The 19405-nt window shown below is 68.9% G+C and carries 19 protein-coding genes; 16 read left to right on the top strand and 3 right to left on the bottom strand.

Annotation, left to right across the window (positions count from 1 at the left end; genetic code table 11):
* The first annotated feature begins 7 nt into the window (after positions 1–7).
* From DSM100685_RS00895 to DSM100685_RS00845, 12 genes are all read left to right on the top strand, one after another.
* Complete coding sequence (locus DSM100685_RS00895; protein ID WP_152349483.1) at positions 8–529, top strand: arginine repressor; 522 nt, start codon at positions 8–10, stop codon at positions 527–529.
* Positions 530–667: 138 nt separating this feature from the next.
* Positions 668–1906: an argininosuccinate synthase gene (locus tag DSM100685_RS00890; protein WP_152349482.1), complete on the top strand. Its 1239-nt coding sequence runs from the start codon at positions 668–670 to the stop codon at positions 1904–1906.
* A gap of 183 nt (positions 1907–2089) precedes the next feature.
* Positions 2090–2308, top strand: coding sequence for an antitoxin VbhA family protein (locus DSM100685_RS00885; protein ID WP_204314181.1), 219 nt, complete (start codon positions 2090–2092; stop codon positions 2306–2308).
* Between the two features lie 43 nt (positions 2309–2351).
* Positions 2352–3848, top strand: coding sequence for an argininosuccinate lyase (gene argH / locus DSM100685_RS00880; protein WP_152349480.1), 1497 nt, complete (start codon positions 2352–2354; stop codon positions 3846–3848).
* A 125-nt stretch (positions 3849–3973) separates the two neighbouring features.
* On the top strand, positions 3974–4474 hold the full coding sequence (locus tag DSM100685_RS00875; protein WP_204314180.1) for an HD domain-containing protein: 501 nt from the start codon (positions 3974–3976) through the stop codon (positions 4472–4474).
* A complete protein-coding gene (locus tag DSM100685_RS00870; RefSeq protein WP_239512577.1) occupies positions 4471–5340 on the top strand; it encodes a putative ABC transporter permease in 870 nt (289 codons plus the stop codon). The genes DSM100685_RS00875 and DSM100685_RS00870 overlap by 4 nt, the downstream gene beginning before the upstream one ends.
* A 91-nt stretch (positions 5341–5431) precedes the next feature.
* Complete coding sequence (locus tag DSM100685_RS00865; protein ID WP_152349479.1) at positions 5432–6178, top strand: SGNH/GDSL hydrolase family protein; 747 nt, start codon at positions 5432–5434, stop codon at positions 6176–6178.
* Between the two features lie 96 nt (positions 6179–6274).
* A complete protein-coding gene (gene tyrS, locus DSM100685_RS00860; RefSeq protein WP_152349478.1) occupies positions 6275–7597 on the top strand; it encodes a tyrosine--tRNA ligase in 1323 nt (440 codons plus the stop codon).
* A 72-nt stretch (positions 7598–7669) separates the two neighbouring features.
* Entirely contained in the window at positions 7670–9733 is a 2064-nt protein-coding gene (locus tag DSM100685_RS00855; protein WP_152349477.1) for a helicase, read from the top strand.
* A complete protein-coding gene (locus DSM100685_RS00850) occupies positions 9733–10803 on the top strand; it encodes an HAD-IIA family hydrolase (protein WP_152349476.1) in 1071 nt (356 codons plus the stop codon). Before DSM100685_RS00855 ends, DSM100685_RS00850 begins: the two co-directional genes overlap by 1 nt.
* Complete coding sequence (locus DSM100685_RS10640; RefSeq protein ID WP_163200764.1) at positions 10800–10970, top strand: hypothetical protein; 171 nt, start codon at positions 10800–10802, stop codon at positions 10968–10970. The genes DSM100685_RS00850 and DSM100685_RS10640 overlap by 4 nt, the downstream gene beginning before the upstream one ends.
* 17 nt (positions 10971–10987) lie before the next feature.
* The gene (locus DSM100685_RS00845; protein WP_152349615.1) at positions 10988–11707 is read left to right on the top strand and encodes a TlyA family RNA methyltransferase; all 720 of its coding nucleotides are present in this window, start codon (positions 10988–10990) and stop codon (positions 11705–11707) included.
* A 5-nt stretch (positions 11708–11712) separates the two neighbouring features.
* Here DSM100685_RS00845 and DSM100685_RS00840 read toward each other — a convergent pair whose 3' ends face one another.
* From DSM100685_RS00840 to DSM100685_RS00830, 3 genes are all read right to left on the bottom strand, one after another.
* Positions 11713–12396, bottom strand: coding sequence for a hypothetical protein (locus tag DSM100685_RS00840; protein WP_152349475.1), 684 nt, complete (start codon positions 12394–12396; stop codon positions 11713–11715).
* Positions 12397–12562: 166 nt separating this feature from the next.
* Positions 12563–13219, bottom strand: coding sequence for a potassium channel family protein (locus DSM100685_RS00835; protein ID WP_152349474.1), 657 nt, complete (start codon positions 13217–13219; stop codon positions 12563–12565).
* Between the two features lie 49 nt (positions 13220–13268).
* The gene (locus tag DSM100685_RS00830; RefSeq protein ID WP_152349614.1) at positions 13269–14726 is read right to left on the bottom strand and encodes a TrkH family potassium uptake protein; all 1458 of its coding nucleotides are present in this window, start codon (positions 14724–14726) and stop codon (positions 13269–13271) included.
* A gap of 220 nt (positions 14727–14946) precedes the next feature.
* Between DSM100685_RS00830 and DSM100685_RS00825 the strand changes: the two genes are divergently transcribed.
* From DSM100685_RS00825 to DSM100685_RS00805, 4 genes are all read left to right on the top strand, one after another.
* Positions 14947–15891: an NAD kinase gene (locus DSM100685_RS00825; protein WP_152349473.1), complete on the top strand. Its 945-nt coding sequence runs from the start codon at positions 14947–14949 to the stop codon at positions 15889–15891.
* Positions 15891–17687: a DNA repair protein RecN gene (recN, locus tag DSM100685_RS00820; RefSeq protein WP_152349472.1), complete on the top strand. Its 1797-nt coding sequence runs from the start codon at positions 15891–15893 to the stop codon at positions 17685–17687. Before DSM100685_RS00825 ends, recN begins: the two co-directional genes overlap by 1 nt.
* A gap of 103 nt (positions 17688–17790) precedes the next feature.
* Complete coding sequence (locus DSM100685_RS00815; protein ID WP_276608020.1) at positions 17791–18423, top strand: HAD family hydrolase; 633 nt, start codon at positions 17791–17793, stop codon at positions 18421–18423.
* 326 nt (positions 18424–18749) lie between these two features.
* The gene (locus DSM100685_RS00805) at positions 18750–19157 is read left to right on the top strand and encodes a GntR family transcriptional regulator (protein WP_152349470.1); all 408 of its coding nucleotides are present in this window, start codon (positions 18750–18752) and stop codon (positions 19155–19157) included.
* The last annotated feature ends 248 nt before the right edge of the window (positions 19158–19405 follow it).

Below are 19405 nucleotides of genomic sequence, written 5' to 3'. Positions count from 1 at the left end.
GCCGGCCATGAGCGAACAGTCAGGAAGCCCGCTGCAGCGGCCGAGCACGCGCGCGGCGCGGCACAGCATGATCGAATACGCCCTGGCGCATTACGTGATCACCTCGCAGCAGCAGCTCTCCGACGTGCTCGCGGAGCAGGGCGTGGAGGTGACGCAGGCCACGCTGAGCCGCGATCTGGATGAGATGCACGCCGCCAAGGTGCGCCGTCCGGACGGCACGACCGCGTACGCCACGCCGTCCATGGCCGACGAGATCGTGCAGCGCGTGGTGGCCGACGGCAAGTCCGAGGCGCAGATGGGTCGCATCCTCAACGGCCTGCTCACCTCGGCCGCGGCCGCGCGCAACCTCGTGGTGGTGCACACGCCGTCCGGCGCCGCGCAGTACGTGGCCAGCGTGATCGACCGGTACGCGATCGACGGGGTGCTCGGCACCATCGCCGGCGACGACACCGTGCTCATCATCGCGCAGGACGACGCCATCGCGGCCGATCGCGCCGACTGGCTGCTGTCCCTCGCTTCGCGCAGCTGAGCCGCATTCCGATTCCCCGTGCCGGCGCGGCGCGGTCCGTCCATATGATGGACCACGCCACGCCGGCATTGCATATTTATACAGAGTTCTGCATATACTAATGATTATTCGTCAGCCCGTAGTTGAAAGGGATGTTCCATGGCAGACAACAGCCGCATCGTACTGGCCTATTCCGGTGGCCTCGACACCTCGGTCGCCATTTCGTACCTGAAGGAGCGCACCGGCAAGGACGTCGTCGCCGTCTCCCTCGACGTCGGTCAGGGCGGCGAGAGCCTCGAAACCATCCGCAACCGCGCGCTGGCCTGCGGCGCCGTCGAGGCCTACGTGGTGGACGCCCGCGACGAGTTCGCCAGCGAATACTGCATGAAGGCCCTCAAGGCCAACGCCATGTACGAGGGCGTGTACCCGCTGGTCTCCGCCATCTCCCGCCCGCTCATCAGCAAGCACCTGGTGCGCGCCGCCCACCAGTTCGGTGCGGACACCATATCCCACGGTTGCACTGGCAAGGGCAACGACCAGGTCCGCTTCGAGGTGTCCATCGCCTCCATCGACCCGACGCTCAAGGCCATCAGCCCCATCCGCGACCTGTCCCTGACCCGCGACGTGGAGATCGCGTTCGCCAAGGAGCACAAGCTGCCCATCGAGCAGACCGAGAAGAGCCCGTACTCCATCGACCAGAACGTGTGGGGCCGCGCCATCGAGACCGGCTTCCTCGAGGACCCGTGGAACGCCCCGACCAAGGACTGCTACACCTACACCGACGACCCGGCGTTCCCGCCCGTCGAGGACGAGGTCGTCATCGAGTTCAAGGAGGGCGTGCCGGTTAAGATCGACGGCCGCGACGTCACCCCGCTGCAGGCCATCGAGGAGATGAACCGCCGCGCCGGCGCGCAGGGCATCGGCCGCATCGACCTCATCGAGGACCGCCTCGTGGGCATCAAGTCCCGCGAGCTGTACGAGGCCCCGGGCGCCGTGGCGCTCATCACCGCGCATCAGGAGCTCGAGAACTGCTGCCTCGAGCGCGAGCAGCACCGCATCAAGCGCGACATCGACAAGCGCTGGGCCGAGCTGGTCTACGACGCGCAGTGGTTCTCCCCGGCCACCCAGTCCCTGAACGCATTCATCGAGGACACCCAGAAGTACGTCTCCGGTGAGATCCGCATGGTCCTGCACGGCGGCCGCGCCGTCGTCACCGGCCGTCGCTCCGACGCCTCCCTGTACGACTACAAGCTGGCCACCTACGATTCCGGCGACACCTTCGACCAGAAGTCCTCCAACGGCTTCATCGACATCTACGGCCTGCCGAGCCGCGTGGCCGCCGCCCGCGACATCAAGTTCGGCAACGCCATCGAGGTCCCGGACAACACCGTGGAGTGACCGTCCGGCGGTTGCCTGGCATGCTCACGAGCCCTTCCCCGCGTGCGGTTTCGCCGCGGGGGAGGGCTTTCGCATTGTTGACGCGCCTGCTACGAATTTTTCGAGGGCGTAGTGAAAGACAACCTAGCGGCGCCAGCTGAAACTGTCCGGTTATTGGAGAGCGTCATGGATCGCAGGCGCATCATGGAAGAGGCCATTCATTCCGGTGAAATGGAGGGGGCTTACGTCTCCGAGGAGTTTCGGCGTGACGCCGAGCTATATGTGAATGGTGACATCGGCATCGAGGAGCTCGGCAACAGGACCATGCGTCGCTGGAACATAGACAAGCCCGAGGAGTCGAAAGACGCTCATGATCGATCGGCGTCTTTGTCCCCTCAGGACGCCAAAATCGGGAAACCCTGATAAGCTTTCACCGGTTTTGCAGTTTCATGGCAAGGAGTTATGCATGGCCGACCAGTCCAAGCAGCAGTCCGCGGAAAACACCGAGCACCTCGCCCTGTGGGGCGGTCGCTTCACGTCCGGCCCGTCGTCGGAGCTGGCGCGGCTGAGCAAGTCCACCCAGTTCGACTGGAGGCTCGCGGACGACGACATCGCGGGCTCCCGCGCCCACGCCCGTGCGCTGGGACGCGCGGGACTCCTCACCGAGGACGAGCTCGACCGCATGGAGGCGGCGCTCGACGAGCTGCAGCGCCGCGTGGACGACGGCAGCTTCGCGCCCGTCCAGGACGACGAGGACGAGGCCACCGCGCTCGAACGCGGCCTGCTGGAGATCGCCGGCGACGAACTCGGCGGCAAGCTGCGGGCCGGACGCTCCCGCAACGACCAGATCGCCTGCCTGATCCGCATGTGGCTGCGCCGCCACTCCCGCGTGATCGCCGGCGGCCTGCTCTCCCTCGCCAACGCGCTCATCGCCCAGTCCGAACGCGCCGGCCGCACCGTGATGCCCGGCCGCACGCACATGCAGCACGCTCAGCCCGTCCTGCTGGCCCACCAGCTCATGGCCCACGTGTGGCCGCTGCTGCGCGACGTGCAGCGCCTCGTCGACTGGGACCGTCGCATCGACGCCTCCCCGTACGGCTCCGGCGCGCTCGCCGGCAACACGCTCGGCCTCGACCCGGAGGCCGTGGCGCACGAGCTCGGCTTCAGCCGCGTGACCACCAACTCCATCGACGGCACCGCCAGCCGCGACCTCGTGGCCGAATTCGCGTTCATCGCCGCCATGGCTGGCGTGGACATCAGCCGCCTTTCGGAGGAGATCATCATCTGGAACACGCAGGAGTTCGCGTTCGTCAAGCTCGACGACGGCTATTCCACCGGCTCCTCGATCATGCCGCAGAAGAAGAACCCGGACATCGCCGAGCTCGCGCGCGGCAAGTCCGGCCGCCTGATCGGCGACCTGACCGGCCTGCTCGCCACGCTCAAGGGTCTGCCCACCGCGTACGCGCGCGACCTGCAGGAGGACAAGGAGGCCGTGTTCGACCAAGTCGACACGCTCGAGGTGCTGCTGCCCGCCTTCACCGGCATGGTCGCCACCATGCGCTTCGACGCCGAGCGCCTCGAGGCCGAGGCCCCGACCGGATTCGCCCTCGCCACCGACATCGCCGAGTGGCTGGTGAGGAACGGCGTCCCGTTCCGCCACGCGCACGAGCTTTCCGGCGCCTGCGTGAAGATCGCCGAGGGCCGCGGCCAGGAGCTGTGGGATCTCACCAACGACGACTTCATCGGCGTGTTCAAGGATTTCCTGCCCGCCGACGTGGCCCCCAAGGTGCGTGCGGTGCTCTCCAGCCACGGCTCCGTGGCCGCCCGCAACGGCAAGGGCGGCACCGCGTACGAGCGCGTGACGGAGCAGATCGGCGAGGCCAAGTCGGCCGTCATGCCGCTCGCCGCGTTCGCCGGCTCCACGTCCGACGGTCCGGCGTACCGCGCCCCCGGCAGCTTCTGACGGCTCCCGAATCCGGCGGCCGTGCGCGACGTCATCCGCGGGGATGATGCCGCGCACGGCCGTCAGCGTCTACAATGCGACAATGCAACACATGCACGCATAGTGACGAATAAGGACCGAACCACATGGGACGACTGCTGACACGCGACGACATCAGGCTTCTGGTGCAGCGGCACGGCGCGGACATTCTCGCGCACGACCATATGCGCATCGAAATGCGCAGCTACCAGCACGGGTCGGTCACCACCTTCGCGCACTCCATCCGCGTGGCGTGCCTGGCCGTCTGGCTCGCCGACCGCCTGCACCTGTGGCGCCGCGTCGACCTGCCGTCCCTCATCCGCGCCGCGCTGCTGCACGACTACTTCCTCTACGACTGGCACGACGACGACAACGGCGCCCACCGCCTGCACGGCTTCACGCACGGGCACACGGCGCTTGTCAACGCGCTGCGGGACTTCCGGCTCAACCGCATCGAGCGCGACAGCATCGCCCGCCACATGTTCCCGCTCACGCCCGTGCCGCCGCGCTACCTCGAGGGGTATCTGGTGAGCGCCGCGGACAAGATCAGCGCCACGCGCGAGACCCTGTCCATGTCCCGCTTCAACAAGCCGGAGCTGCCGCGATGATCCATTTCGCGCATCTGCTGCTCAGCCTCGAATACGTGTTCCTGTGGGTGCTGCTCTACAGCTTCCTCGGCTGGGTGTACGAGTCGATCGTCGTGTCCGTGCAGGAGCGCCGGCCCGTCAACCGCGGCTTCCTCATGGGCCCGCTGTGCCCGATCTACGGCGTGGGGGCCGTGGGCGCGGCGCTCGTGCTGTCCCCGCTGCGCAACCCGGTGCTGCTCTTCCTCGTGGGCGCCGTGCTCGCCACCGTGCTCGAATACGCCACGTCCTGGGCCATGGAGCGCCTGTTCGACGCCCGCTGGTGGGACTACTCGCAGTACCGGTTCAACATCAACGGGCGCGTGTGCTTGCTCGGCGCGGTGATCTTCGGCGCGTTCGCGGTGATCGTGGTGAACTGGACGCAGCCGCTCGTCGAATCGTTCACCGACCGGGTGCCCGTGCCGGCCGTGCACACCATCGCGGCGGTGTGCTTCCTGCTGCTGGTCGCGGACCTGACGGTCACGCTGTCCGGCATGAGCGGGTTCATGCAGCGCGTGGAGCGGTTCGGACAACTCGCCGCGGAATACGGCGTGAACGCGCGGCGGACCGTGGACGGGTACGCGAACCGCGCCGGCGAGTCGATCAGCAACGGGCGCCAGGCCCTGGGCAACGCCATGGGCAATGCGATGGGCAGCGCGAGGGACGCCGCCGCGCGCACATGGTCCGGCATGCCGCAGCCCTCGCTGAACCGCCTGCGCGCCAAGGCGGCCGACCTGTTCAACGCGCAGCAGCGGCGCATGCTGGACGCCTTCCCGGAGCTGACGTCGCTCAGCCACCGCGGTTTGATCGAGCAGCTGCGCGACGTGCTCAAGACCGGCCGCAGGCGCTGAGGCGCGGGCGCCGAACCGCGGGCGCCGCACCGTCTCATGGACCGCCGGAGGACGTAGAATCCATCCGGAGGACGACGGAAGGAGAACGATCATGGCGTTGCAGTGGTGGCAGCGGCCCATCGCGCTGACCGAGGCGCTGGTGGCGCAGCACACCGTCAAGCTCGCTCCGGAACCGGAGGGCGAGCGCGAGGGGCTGGTCCGGCCGGCGCGGACGGATCGAACGGGGGAGAAGGGCGACGCCCGCCCGATCACGCTGGTGACCGTGGGCGACTCGCTCACCGTGGGCTGCGGCGTGGACCGCCAGAGCGACGGGTTCGTGCCCGACATGGCCCGCTCGCTCGCACGCATCACCGGCCGGCCCGTGCGCTGGCAGACCTTCGGCAAGCTCGGCGCCACCATGCGCCGCGCCCGGTTCCGCCTCCTGCCGCAGGTGAAGGGGCGGCCCGACCTGCTGGTGCTGTGCGCCGGGTCGAACGACGTGATGGCGCGCCGCAGCGGCTCCGAATGGCGCGAGGACCTCACCGCCGCCATCGACGAGGCCACGGCGCTCAGCGACCACGTGGTGGTCATCAGCTCCGGGCAGGTGTACCGTTCGCCCGCGCTCGGGTCCACGCTGCGCCGGGCCATTCTGGACATGACCGACGCGCAGACCGCGATCAGCCGGGCCGTGTGCGCGGACCGCGGCGTGACGTTCGTGGACATGACCCACCACGACACGGGGCTCACGGACGAGGAGTTCTGGGCGTACGACCGGTTCCATCCCTCGAAGCGCTGCTACCAGCTGCTCGCGGACGGCGTGCTCGAACAGGTGGGCGAGGCCACGCTCAAATCCCTGTGACGCTGGCCGCGGCCGCCGGTCCGCCGCGTGTCGAGCTCTGCTGAGACACTTAGTAGGCTCAATTACGACAATTCGATAGGGAGAAGCGACCTAGCTATGGCTCACGTCACCAACTTCAAGGAAGCGGGATTCGACAACCTGCTCGATGAACTGGAATGGCGCGGGTTGATTTCCCAGTCCACGGACCGGGATCGACTCGCCAACGCGCTGAACGGAGAGCCGATCACCTATTATTGCGGTTTCGACCCGACGGCCGCCTCCCTGCACATCGGCAACCTCGTGCAGCTCATCAACATGCGCCACATGCAGCTCGCGGGGCACCACCCCATCGCCCTCGTGGGCGGCGCGACCGGCCTGATCGGCGATCCCCGCCAGTCCGGCGAGCGCACGCTCAACCCGAAGGACGTGGTGGCCGGCTGGGCCGAGCGCCTCAAGAACCAGATCGGCGGCATCCTCGAAACGTCGGGGGAGAACCCCGTGCGCTTCGTGTCCAACTACGACTGGACCGCGCAGATGTCCGTCATCGACTTCCTGCGCGACGTGGGCAAGAACTTCCGCCTCGGCACCATGCTCGCCAAGGACACCGTGGCCCGCCGCCTCAACTCGGAGGAGGGCATCTCCTTCACCGAGTTCAGCTACCAGGTGCTGCAGGGCAACGACTTCCTGCACCTGTTCGACGAGTACGGCTGCACGCTCGAGCTCGGCGGCTCCGACCAGTGGGGCAACCTCACCTCCGGCCTCGACCTCATCCACAAGGTGCGCGGCGCGGACGTCAACGTGTTCACCAGCCCGATCATCACCGACGCGCAGGGCAAGAAGTTCGGCAAGTCGGAGGGCAACGCCGTCTGGCTGGACGGCACCATGCTCAGCCCGTACAAGTTCTACCAGTTCTGGCTCAACCGCCCGGACGTGGAGATGGAGAGCCTGCTCAAGGTGTTCACCTTCCTGCCCAAGGCGGAGATCGAGCGTCTGGTGGAGGAGTCCAAGGCCAATCCGGGCGCGCGCGAGGCGCAGCGCACGCTGGCCTGGGAGGTCACCAGCTTCGTGCACGGCGAGGCCGCCACGCAGGCCGCCATCGACGCGTCCTCCGCGCTGTTCGGCCGCGGCGGCGATCTGGCGGACATCGACGAGGCGACGCTCGAGGCCGTGCTGGACGGCTTCAAGGTGGTCGACGAAAACGGCGATCACGTGTTCCCCGCGGCCAAGCCGGGCGACCGCGTGATCGACGCCGCGCAGGCCGCCGGCCTGTTCAAGACCGGCTCCGAGGTGCGCCGCGCCATCAAGTCCGGCGGCGTGTACCTCAACAACGCGCGCGTGGAGAGCGAGGACGCGGTGCTCGGCGAGGCCGACTTCCTCAAGGGCCGCTTCGCGCTGATCCGCCGCGGCAAGAAGGCGCTGGGCGCGGTCGAAAACCGCTGAACGGCGCAGGACAACACGACGTAGGACACGGCCGGCGCATGGGCGCGGCCTGACGACATTAAGGAAAGACACATGGCAGAAGAACGCAATCACGGTTCCCATCAGGGCGGGTACAAGCCGCGTCGCTCCGGCGGCGGCTTCGGCGGCCCGCGCGGCGGCAACGGCGGACGCGGCGGATACCGCGGCCAGGGCGGCTCCGGCCGTTCCGGCGGCTTCAACCGCGGCGGCAAGCCCCGCTTCCATCGCGACGGCGAGTTCGATCGCGACCGCAAGCCGCGCGAGGGCGGCGAGCAGGGCGGTTTCCGCGACCGCGAGGGCGGGTTCAAGGGCGGCGACCGCCCGTTCCGCAAGGGCGGTCAGGGCGGTTTCCACCGCGGCGGCAACGGCGGCGGATTCCGCCGTGACCTCCACAAGGACGGCGAGGACCGCGGCGGCTTCCGCAGGGGCGGCAACGGCGGCCCGCGTTTCCGCCGTGACGATCGACGCGACGACCGCCGCAACTGGCGCGACCGCAACGACGGCGACCAGCGTCCGCAGAACGCCGGCGAAGGCACCGGCGAGGGCGGCGAGCGCCGCGACTTCCACCGTGGCAACGGCGGCTTCAACCGCGGCGACCAGGGTGGCTTCCGTCGTGGCAACGGCGGCTTCCGCAGGGGCGGCAACCCGCGCTATGGCCGCGGGGACGGCGACGACCGCCGCGGCGGATTCCGCCGTGACGGCGAGAACGCCGGCGAGCGCGGCGATCGCAGGGACGGCTTCCGCAAGGACTTCCATAAGGATCGCGACTTCCGCAAGGACCGCGACTTCCAGCGTGACGGCGAGGACCGCGGCGGCTTCCGCAAGGACCGCGGCGAGCGCCGTGACTTCCACCGTGAGGACCGCGGCGAGCGCAAGGACTTCCGCCGCGACGACAAGCCGCGCTTCGACCGCAACGACCGCAGCCGCGGCCACTACGACGACGAGGGCAACTTCCACGAGAACCGCCGCGGCGGCCAGCACTGGGACAAGGCCCGCCGCAACTCCGACGGCACCATGTCGTTCCCGTCGCAGAACCCGTACACCGACGCGCGTCCGGGCGAGCCGAAGATGCCCAAGGGCATGGAGTGGAACATGCTCTCCAAGGACGAGCGCGAGCGTCTCCGCGGCCTGAGCAAGGAGCACGCCGAGAACATCGGTCTGCACATCCTCGCCGCCTACGCGCTGGAGGAGTCCGACCCGAAGTGGGCCCTCGAGCACGCCAAGTGGGCCGCCCGTCAGGCCTCCCGCATCGACTTCGCCCGCGAGACGCTGGCCTTCGTGGCCTACCGTCAGGGCGACTACAAGACCGCCGTCAAGGAGTTCCGCACCGCGTTCCGCATGAACGGCTATCTGGATTACCTGCCGTTCATCGCCGACTGCGAGCGCGGCCTCGGCAACCCGAAGAAGGCCGTGGAGATCGCCACCGGCGACGAGGCGAAGCAGCTGCGCGGCGAGGCCAAGGCCGAGATGTTCCTCGTGTACGCCGGCGCGCTGTCCGACCTGGGCCTGTGGTCCAAGGCCGTGGAGATCGCGGACACCGTGGCCCGTTCCAAGGGCGTCTCCGGCGAATATCGCATGCGCGCGTTCCAGGCCGAGCAGTACTTCCTCGAGCAGGACGGCAAGGCCGACGAGGCCGCCAAGCTCGACGACGTGCTCGACCGCCTTGAGGGCCAGTACGCCGAGGAGGACATCGACCCGGATTCCGACGACGTGGTGATCGACCACGATCTGGCCGACTTCACCGACGACCAGCTCGACATGCTCGGCATCAGCGAGGACGAGGCGCAGTACGCGCCCTCCGACGATGACGATTCCGATGAGGACGCCTCCGACGAGGCTGGGGGCGATGATGAGGCTGAGGCCGATGACGACGCCGAGGGCCCGGTCGAGTCGAAGATCGAGCGCGAGGACGACGCGGCCGAGGGCGAGGCGGAGATCGCCGCTGACGCCGCCAAGGCCGAGGCCGACGACGTGGACAACACGGACGCCGGTTCCGGCGACGACGAGGAGGCCGTGTCCGCCGAGACGGCCGAGGAGGGCGCCTCCTCCGACGCCGAGCCGGCCGAAACGGCCGAAGCCGAGTCCTCCGAGTCCTCCGAATCTTCCGAGGCCGAGTGATGACCCGCTTCCTCAAGGGCGTCGGCACGTCGGTGGCGCAGGCCTACCAGCTCGCGCTGCTGGACCTCGACGGCGTGGTGTACCGCGGACGCAACGCGGTGCCCCACGCCGCCGAGGCCATCGCCGAGGCCGAGCGCTGCGGCATGACCATCGAATACACGACCAACAATTCCTCGCGCTTCCAGCATGTGGTGGCCGACCAGCTGCGCGGCTTCGGCCTCGCGGTGGAGGACTGGCAGGTGATCACCTCCTCGGTGGTCGCCGCCCGCATGGTCGCCCACCGCGTGCCCGCCGGCGCGAAGGTGCTCACCATCGGCGCGCCGCACCTGCGCGAGGAGGTGACGCGCGCAGGCCTCGTGCCCGTCTCCAACGTGGACGACGGGCCGGTCGCGGTGATTCAGGGCTGGTACCCGGACATGCCGTGGACCGAGCTCGCGCAGGCCGCCTACGCGGTGGAGCGCGGCGCCACGTACTTCGTGACCAACCGCGACCTGAGCATCCCGCGCGAGCAGGGCATCGCCCCCGGCTGCGGCTCGCTCGTCAACGCGGTCGTCGCGGCCACCGGCGTCGAACCGGTCGGCTCGGCCGGCAAGCCCGAATCCGCCATGTACGACGAGGCCCGCATGCTCAACGCCGGCGAGGGCCGCGATCTGGTGCCCAAGGAGCAGTCCATCGCCATCGGCGACCGTCTCGACACGGACATCGAGGCCGGCAACCGCGGCGGCTACGACTCCATGGTCGTGCTGACCGGCGTGGCCGACCCGCTGCAGCTCATGCAGGCGCGCCCCGAACTGCGCCCGACCATGATCGCGCGCAACCTGACCGGGCTCAACGCGCCGCACGCCGAACCGCACAGGGATGGCGACGGGGCATGGTCCTGCGCCGGCGCCGCGGCCCGCTTCGAGGCCGACGGAAGCCTGACCGTGAGCGACCCGACCTCCGTGGACGCCCTGCGCGCCGCCTGCTGCCTCGCATGGGAGCGCGCGGACGCCACCGGCGAAGTCCCGGACGCCGGCCTGCTGCCCGCGTTCGCCATCGACCCCGCGGACGTCGACGGGACGGAGGCGTGACCGGCATGCGATTCGGCGGGCACGACGGCGGCGAGGCGCGCAAGCCGCTCGTCGAACGGTATCCGCAGTTCGACGGGCTGGACCGGCTGGACGACGAGCGGCGCATCGACACGCTGCAGACGACGCTCGACCGGCTGCTCGCCGAACTCGACTCGCAGAGGGACTGAGCTTGGGCCGTCTCGACATGGAACTCGTGGGGCGCGGCCTCGTGGACACGCGCTCCAAGGCCCAGCGGCTCATCCGCTCCGGCGCGGTGACCGTCGACGGCGTGCCGGCGACCAAGCCGTCCGTCTCCGTTTCCGCCGCCTCGCGCATCGGCGTGGACAAGGGCGACGACTACGTCTCCCGCGGCGCCTACAAGCTGCTGGGCGCCCTCGACGCGTTCGGGCCGCAGGGCCTGCCCGGCCCGGAGGGACGCAGGTGCCTGGACATCGGCGCGTCCACCGGCGGCTTCACCGACGTGCTGCTGCGGCACGGCGCCGAGCGGGTGATCGCCCTCGACGTGGGGCACGGCCAGCTCGACCCGCGCATCGCCGGGGACCCGCGCGTGATCGAAATGAGCGGCGCGAACATCCGCGACGTCGCGCCCGAGGACCTGCCGTACGCGCCGGACTACATCGTCTCCGACGTGTCGTTCATCTCGCTCACCTACGTGATGGGGCCCATGGCCCGCCTCGCCGCGCCGGACGCGCAGATCGTGCTGCTCGTCAAGCCGCAGTTCGAGGTCGGGCGCGAAGGGCTCGGCAAGGGCGGCATCGTGGAAAGCGGGGAGCTGCGCGAACGCGCCTTGGACAAGGTGACCGCCAGCGCGTGCGACCACGGGTTCGCGGTGCACGCGCACGCCGATTCGCCCATCGCCGGCACGCACGGCAACCGCGAATATCTGCTCTGGCTCAGCCGGTAGGGGATTCAGCCGTCCAAACGGATGCGTTCGCAGTTGCCGGTGACCTGCAGCGCCACCGAGGAGCGGTCCAGACTCAGCGTCTTGGCGCAGTGCACGTCCTGCGCGTAGCTCGCGCCCCTGAGCGTGACCGTGTTCGCCCTGATGAGCGGGCACGCCAGATCCTTGGCGTCCAGATCCATGCATGAAATGCTGTCCGCCGTGCTGCCGTGGTCGTACTGCCGGAAGCAGTTCCACCGCAGCATCATCGTCTCCAGCGGCCGGATGCTCACGGCGTGGACGGCATGCAGATCCGCCACCTCCATGAAGCCGTCCATCCGCACGCTGTCCGCGTCTATGCGCTGCCCGTTGCGCAGGATGCCGCTCAGGTCGAGGCTGTCGATCACGCGGACGGCCCGGTCGGTCTGCATCACGCCGGTGAACTGCATGCGCCCCACGCGCACCGCGCCGGTCACGTCCACGTCGCCGTTGCCGCCGAGCGTCTGCACGCGCAGCGATCCCGTCACCTGCATCATGCCGCCGTCCACGTAGAGCACGCCGCCGCGCACGTTGTGCGCCGCCACCGACCCGTGCACGTCCATGAGATCGAACGCCGCGCCGTCGTCCAGCACGGCGTCGCCGAACACCACGATCCGGTTGTACTGCCCGGCGCGCACTTCGCCGCCGTTCGACAAGGTGAGATTCTGCTGCATGACGCCGTCGCCCCTTCTCTCCGCCGGACGGCGGATCCCTTCGTGCCCTCATTATGGGCCGCGCGGGATGACGGGAAGGTGTACGGACGGCGAACCGGGGCGAAACATCGACGGGGGAGGCGTCCCCGTCTTCCCCGTGCGTGAGGGGAGGGACGCTACTGAGGCGCTACTCCCTGATGAAGCGGTCGATCTGGTCCTGCAGGCCCAGCACGATGAGCTCGTCCTCGCGGTGCATCACCGTCTCCTCGTCGCCGTGCCGGAACGGCAGGCCGGGCGTGATGGCGCCGATCACCGTGATGCCGTAGCGTTCGCGCACGTGCGCCTCGCCGACCGTGCGGTTGACCATGGAGGCGGGGGTGTGGATCTTCACGACCGTGTACGGGCCCTCGATCTCGATGTAGTCGAGGTAGTCGCCGGCGATGAGGTGGCCGATGCGCTTGCCCGCGTCCGACTCGGCGCTGATGATGTGCCGCACGCCCATGCGCTGCAGGATGCGCGTGTGCTCCTTGGACACCGACTTGGCCCAGATGTCCGTCAGACCGGCGTCGAGAAGGTTGCCCGCGGTGAGCACGGACGCCTCGATGCTGTCGCCGATCGCCACCACGGCCCGGTCGAAGTCCGAGGCGTCGATCTGCTCCACGGCGAGCATGTCGGTCATGTCCGCCTCCACCACGTTGAACACGCTCGCCCAGCGGGCCACGAGCGCCGGGTTCTTGTCCACGGCGAGCAGGTCCTGCCCCAGATCGTTGAGCGTCTGCGCCACCGCGCTGCCGAACCGGCCCAGCCCGACCACGAGCACGCTGTTGCCTTCGCTTGCCGCCATGATGTTCCCTCCCTGTCGTTCTCTCTTCTCGGTCTCTTCTTGTTTCCGGTCAGCCCACGCCGATCGGCTCCTCGGGGTAGCGCACCACCGAATGCGGCTTGGTCTTCGAGGTCGTGTACGCGATCGTCATCGGGCCCAGACGGCCCACGAGCATGAGGACCGCGAGGATGTACATGGACACCGGCGTGTCGGTGCGGGCCACGCCCACCGAGTAACCGGCCAGGCTGAACGCCGAGCTCGCCTCGAAGATCGCGTCGCCGAACGAGCAGTGCGTGGTGATGATGAGCGCGATGGCGCCGAAGTACACGATCGTAAGGCAGGTGACGGCCACGCTGACGGCCATGATGCGCACCTGACGGGGGATGCGGCGGTGGAACACGGTGATGTCGCGGTGGTTCGTGAAGGCCGCGCGGCAGATGAGCAGCAGCACGGCGAACGTGGTGACGCGGATGCCGCCGCCCGTGGACGAGCTGCCGGTGCCGATGAACATCATGCCGCTCATGAACACCTTGGTCTGCTCGGTGACCTGCGGCACCCACGTGATGTCGAAGCCGGCCGAGCGGGGCATGACCGCCGCCGACAGCGCGCAGCGGAACCGGCGGGAGTCGTCCGCGCCGTAGAACAGGTCCTCGTTGTCCCATTCGTTGGCGAGGAACCACGTGATCGCCACCACGCACAGCGCGAACGTGGTGAACAGGGTGAGCTTGGTGTGCAGGCTCCAGTGCCGCGGCGAGCGGCGGGCGCGCGCGGTGCGGAAGATGTTGAGGATGACCGGGAAGCCCAGCGTGCCGCAGAACGCGCTGAGCATGATCGGCAGGCCCACGCTCCAGCTGTTGACGAGCAGGCCGGTCGCGTCCGGCGTGAAGCCCGTGTTGTTGTAGGCGGAGACCGCGTAGAACAGGGCCTGCCAGACCGTGCGGCCCAGCCGTCCGTTGCTGGCGCGGTACAGGCCGGGGAACAGGGCGGCGAACGTGATCGCCTCGATGAGGAACGTGCTGACGAGCACCACGTTGATGATGCTCTTGACCTCGCTGAGCTTGGTGGCCCCGAGCTCCGTGGCGGTCAGGATGCGCTGCGTGACCTTGAGGTGGCGGCTCGCGGCGATGGAGATCATGGACGCGAACGTCATCACGCCGAGGCCTCCCAGCTGCACGGCGACCAGAATCACCGCCTGACCGAACATGGTCCAGTGGATCGCCGTGTTCACCACGGGGATGCCGCATGTGGACAGCGCCGAGATGGCCGTGAAGATGGCGATGTGCGGGGAGGTGAACCCGTGGGTGCGAGAGGAGATCGGCAGCCACAGCAGCAGGGCGACCACGAGGGTGAGGGCCAGGAAGTAGCAGATCGACAGCAGCGCCGGGTGCGACAGCAGGATGTCGAGGCGGCTCTGCATGGAGATCTGGCCCGCGCGCCGGGCCTGCGCGGCCTCGTCGTCCTTGCCGCGCAGCGCGTGCTTGACCCAGTCCGGGGCCTCGCGCTCCTCGATGCGGCTGACGAAGGCCATGTCGGAGTCGCTCTGCGTCATGACCAGATCCGACGTGTCGGCCCGTCGCTTCCATCCCGGCAGCGTCAGGGCGCGATCGACCGCGGCGCGGGTGCGGTTCACCTTGCGTCGGTATGGTCTTCTGCTCCGTTTCCGTTTCATATCTACCAAGCGATGATACGCCGTTTTGCGCCGCCGGATACTACACTGGGGACCATTACCGGCCAGCGAAAGGAATCCAATGAGCACACGCCATGCCGTGGTGGTCACCCATCAGCGACTGCGCTCGAGCGGCAACGTCGTCGCCGAGGTCGTCGAACAGCTGCGCCATGTGGGATTCGACGTGACGATCGTGGACAACCTCGAGGCCCCGGAGTTTGGCGTGCAGCCGCCCGTCGTCAAGGAGAACACGGAGATCGTGGTGGTGCTCGGCGGCGACGGCACGATTCTCAGGGCCGCGGAGCTGGTGCACTGCACGCAGGTGCCGATCATCGGCATCAACATGGGCCACGTGGGCTTCCTCGCCGAATTCGAGAGCTTCCAGCTGTCCGACGCGATCCGGCGCGTCGCCGAGCACGACTACTCCGTCGACGAGCGCATGATCGCCCACGTGGACGTGACCCTGCCCGGCGCCGACAAGCCGCTGCAGGACTGGGCGCTGAACGACATCACCGTCGAGCGCGCCGACCGCGGCAAGATGGTGGAGCTCGGCATCCAGGTGGACGGCGTGGACATGAGCTCCTTCGGCTGCGACGGCGTGATCGTCTCCACGCCCACCGGATCCACCGCCTACGCGTTCTCCGCAGGCGGGCCGATCATCTGGCCGAACGTGCAGGCCCTGCAGCTCGTGCCGATCGCCGCGCACGCGCTGTTCGCCCGGCCGCTCGTCATCGGCGCCGGCTCCACGTTCACCATGGAGGTGCTGGACAACTCCATGTCCGAAGGCTGGATCTGCTGCGACGGGCGCCGCCAGCGCGTCCTGCCCAAGGGCACGCGCATCGACGTGCGCCAGTCGAGGGACACGCTGCGCCTCGCGCGCCTGTCGGGCGTGCCGTTCACGAACCGGCTCGTCACCAAGTTCGATCTGCCCGTGGTCGGCTGGCGCGAGCACGCGCAGCAGCAGGCGCAGGCGCAGCTCGCCGCGGGGGACGCGGCGGCCGAAGGCTCCGCGGGGGAGGGCCGCTGATGCTCGAGGAACTGGAGATCCGCAACCTCGGCCCCATCCACCACGCCGTGCTCGACTTCGCGCCGATCCGCCACGCGCTGCTGGACTTCGCCCCCGGCATGACCGCCATCACCGGCGAGACCGGCGCGGGCAAGTCCATGCTGCTCAACGCGATACGCCTCATCTCCGGCGCGCAGGCCGACGCGGGGCGCATCAGCGCCGGCGCGGACGAGACGCGCGCGCAGGGCATCTTCGCCGTGGCAGACGGCTCCGCGGCCGCCGCGATCGCCGACGACGCCGGGGCCCCGGCCGAGGACGGCGAACTGTTCCTCACGCGTTCCGTGCCCGCCAAGGGCCGCTCGCGCGCCATGCTCAACGGGCACAGCGTCCCGCGCGGCGTGCTCGCGGACCTCGCGGGCGAGCTCGTCACCATCCACGGGCAGGCCGACCAATTGCGCATCGCCTCCGCCGCACGCCAGCGCGAATTCCTGGACGCCTACGCCGGCGACGACAAGGCGCTCGAATCGTACCGCGCCGCATGGCAGGCCCTCAAGGACCTGGACGCCAAGCTCGCCAAGCTGCACGGGCAGGAGGCCGAGGCCCGCCAGCGCGCCGACTACCTCAAGGACGCGGTGGCGCGCATCGACCGCGTGGCGCCGCAGCCCGGCGAGGACGAGGAGCTCAAGGCCAAGCGCGACCGCATCGAGAACGCGGCCGCCATCGCGCAGGGCGTGGGCGGGGCCGTCGCGGCGCTCGACTCCTCGCAGATGGGCTATGACGACGACGGGGGAGCGGGCGTGGCCCAGCTGCTCGACCGGGCCGTGCAGTCGCTGCGCGGCATCCGTCTGGGCGGCGTGTTCGACGAGGCCGCGGACCGGCTCGAGGCGATCGGCGGTGAGGTGTCCGACGTGATGCTCTCGCTCACGCGCGAGGTGGGCGACGGGGAGGACGGCACCGATCTGGACGCGATCAACGAGCGCATCCACGACCTGTCCGAGCTCGTCAAGCGCTGGGGGCCCACGCTCGAGGACGTGCTCGCGTGGCGCGAGCAGGCCGGACTGGAACTTGAGGACCTCGACGCCTCGCCCGAGAAGCTCGAGGAGCTCACGCGCCGGCGCGCGGAACTGGCCGCGAAGGCGGTCAAGGCCGCCGGGCGCCTGCACGAGGCCCGCGCCAAGGCGGCCCGCGAACTGAGCCGCAAGGTGAGCGACGAGCTCGCGGACCTGGCCATGTCCGGCGCGGGGCTGGACATCACCGTCTCGTCGCGTCTGGACGGGACGGCCGACGCGCTTGAGGCGCACGGCGGCGACGACATCGCGTTCCTGTTCACCCCGTTCCCCGGCTCCCCGCAGCTGCCGATGGGCAAGAGCGCGTCCGGCGGCGAGCTGAGCCGCCTCATGCTCGCCCTCGAACTGGCGTCCGCCGAGCGTCGCGGCGACGGCACGGCTGCGGCTTCGCGGACGGGTGGCGGCGGCACGCCGGGGATGACGTTCATCTTCGACGAGGTGGACGCCGGCGTGGGCGGCAAGGCGGCCGTTGAACTCGGCAGGCGCCTCGCCACGCTGGCCCGCAGCGCGCAGGTCATCGTCGTGACGCATCTGGCGCAGGTGGCCTCGTGGGCGGACGCGCAGTTCGTGGTGAGCAAGGCCGCCGCTTCCGAGGCGAACGGCGCCGCCGCGAAGGGCGTGGCCACCACGGTGTCGCGCGCCGAGGGCGAGGACCGCGTGCGCGAAGTGGCCCGCATGCTCTCCGGCAGCGAATCCGAAACCTCGCTCGACCACGCGCGCGAACTGCTCGCGCAGTCCAAGCTCGACTGACCCGCAACTGTCCCGAACGAAAGGACCCACCGTGAACGACCCCGCATCCCCGAACGACCCCGCATCCGCGGCCCGCTCCGCCGCCAACGCCGGCAAGGCCGCCATCTTCGACCTCGACGGCACGCTGCTCGACTCCATGGGCGTGTGGGACCAGATCGACATCGACTCCCTCGCCAAGCGCGGCATCGACGTGCCGGACGACTACGTGCTCAAGGTCGGCTCCATGCAGTTCCGCCAGATCGCCGAATACACCATCGCGCGGTTCGACCTCACGGACACGCCCGAGCAGCTCATGGCCGAGTGGGACGATATGGCCCGCGAGGCGTACGGCACCATGGTCGAGGCCAAGCCGCACGCGCGCGAGTATCTGGAGCACCTCAAGGCCACCGGAGCCAAGCTCGCCGTGGCGACCTCGCTGCCGCCCTCGCTCAGGGAGCCGGCCATGAAGCACGTGGGCATCTTCGACCTGTTCGACGCGATCGTGAGCGTGGACGACGCCAACGACGTGGGCAAGGACCGGCCCGACGTCTACCTGCTCGCCGCTTCGCGCCTGGGCATGCGGCCGGAGGACTGCACGGTGTTCGAGGACATCCTCGTCGGCATCCGGTCCGCCAAGTCCGCGGGCATGGGCGTGTGGGCCATGCACGACGATTCGTCCGACCGCGACTGGGCCGAAATCTGCGACGAGGCCGACGGCGTGCTCTTCGACTTCGCCGAGGCCCCGCGGACGCTGTAGCCTTTCCTTCGCCGTTCCGGGGGTGTCACGGAAACGTCACGGAGACGGGAAGGGTGGGGTTGCAACTGTTATGCTCCCGAGTTGCACAGTTGTCCGATGAGGGCATCGTCGAGAACGTGCAGGGCAAGGGCACCTTCGTCATGGAGCGGGGCGGCGGGAGGGGAATAGGGAGAAACTGCAACTGTTATATCCCCGACTTGCACAGTTACCCGATGATGTTGTACTGTTATATATGGCAGTAAAACAGTACTGCGTCAGCCGTCGTCATATGCCATATTGCATGGCGGCGCATTGCAGCGCAGCGCATCGCATCGGAAGGAGCATCGGTGAAACTGATCATCTCATCGACGTCCGGTCAGCCGATCTACGAGCAGATCAAACGTCAGGTCCGCGAGGCCGTCCTCACCGGAGAACTCAAGTCGGGCCAGGCCCTGCCGTCCCTGCGCAGGCTCGCCAAGGAACTGCGCATCTCCGTGCTCACCGTCACCCGCGCGTACAACGAGCTGGCCGACGAGGGCATCGTCGAGAACGTGCAGGGCAAGGGCACCTTCGTCATGGAGCGGGGCGGCGAACGCATGCGCCAGCAACTGGTCGCGCGCGTCAACGCCTCGCTCGACGAAGCCTGCGAGGCCGCCCTCGCCGCGGACGTCCCCCTGCTCGACCTGCTCTCCATGCTCGAAACCCGATACGACGCGTGCCAACATCGGGAAAGGAACCACGGTGGCCAACACTGAGCCCCTAGCCCTGCGCGCGTACCGACGGTCCGACCTGTAGCCCTGTAGCCCTGTAGCCCTGTAGCCTTGCGACCCCGTGGCTCCGGCCGATCCGTTGATCGTTCCAATCCGCGCCCTCGTTGACGCAGGTTGGAACGATCAACCTGTTGTGAACGCTCACAAAACGTTGGCTGCAGGGCAAACGTTCCAACCCGCGTTTTCCGGGGCGCGGATTGGAACGAATGAGACAAGGCGGCCGGTAAAAATGG

The sequence above is a fragment of the Bifidobacterium avesanii genome (assembly GCF_009299475.1).
Lineage (GTDB): Bacteria > Actinomycetota > Actinomycetes > Actinomycetales > Bifidobacteriaceae > Bifidobacterium > Bifidobacterium avesanii.
The sequence above is the reverse complement of the archived record's forward strand: the minus strand, read 5'-3'. Positions and strand labels throughout refer to the sequence as shown.

Coding starts and splice junctions, on each gene's coding strand:
- DSM100685_RS00830 (WP_152349614.1), bottom strand. CDS start 14,726: ATGGCCTTCGTCAGCCGCATCGAGGAGCGCGAGGCCCCGGACTGGGTC.
- DSM100685_RS00890 (WP_152349482.1), top strand. CDS start 668: ATGGCAGACAACAGCCGCATCGTACTGGCCTATTCCGGTGGCCTCGAC.
- argH (WP_152349480.1), top strand. CDS start 2,352: ATGGCCGACCAGTCCAAGCAGCAGTCCGCGGAAAACACCGAGCACCTC.
- DSM100685_RS00840 (WP_152349475.1), bottom strand. CDS start 12,396: ATGCAGCAGAATCTCACCTTGTCGAACGGCGGCGAAGTGCGCGCCGGG.
- tyrS (WP_152349478.1), top strand. CDS start 6,275: ATGGCTCACGTCACCAACTTCAAGGAAGCGGGATTCGACAACCTGCTC.
- DSM100685_RS00885 (WP_204314181.1), top strand. CDS start 2,090: ATGGAAGAGGCCATTCATTCCGGTGAAATGGAGGGGGCTTACGTCTCC.
- DSM100685_RS00875 (WP_204314180.1), top strand. CDS start 3,974: ATGGGACGACTGCTGACACGCGACGACATCAGGCTTCTGGTGCAGCGG.
- DSM100685_RS00895 (WP_152349483.1), top strand. CDS start 8: ATGAGCGAACAGTCAGGAAGCCCGCTGCAGCGGCCGAGCACGCGCGCG.
- recN (WP_152349472.1), top strand. CDS start 15,891: ATGCTCGAGGAACTGGAGATCCGCAACCTCGGCCCCATCCACCACGCC.
- DSM100685_RS00835 (WP_152349474.1), bottom strand. CDS start 13,219: ATGGCGGCAAGCGAAGGCAACAGCGTGCTCGTGGTCGGGCTGGGCCGG.
- DSM100685_RS00865 (WP_152349479.1), top strand. CDS start 5,432: ATGGCGTTGCAGTGGTGGCAGCGGCCCATCGCGCTGACCGAGGCGCTG.
- DSM100685_RS00870 (WP_239512577.1), top strand. CDS start 4,471: ATGATCCATTTCGCGCATCTGCTGCTCAGCCTCGAATACGTGTTCCTG.
- DSM100685_RS00845 (WP_152349615.1), top strand. CDS start 10,988: ATGGAACTCGTGGGGCGCGGCCTCGTGGACACGCGCTCCAAGGCCCAG.
- DSM100685_RS00825 (WP_152349473.1), top strand. CDS start 14,947: ATGAGCACACGCCATGCCGTGGTGGTCACCCATCAGCGACTGCGCTCG.
- DSM100685_RS00850 (WP_152349476.1), top strand. CDS start 9,733: ATGACCCGCTTCCTCAAGGGCGTCGGCACGTCGGTGGCGCAGGCCTAC.
- DSM100685_RS00855 (WP_152349477.1), top strand. CDS start 7,670: ATGGCAGAAGAACGCAATCACGGTTCCCATCAGGGCGGGTACAAGCCG.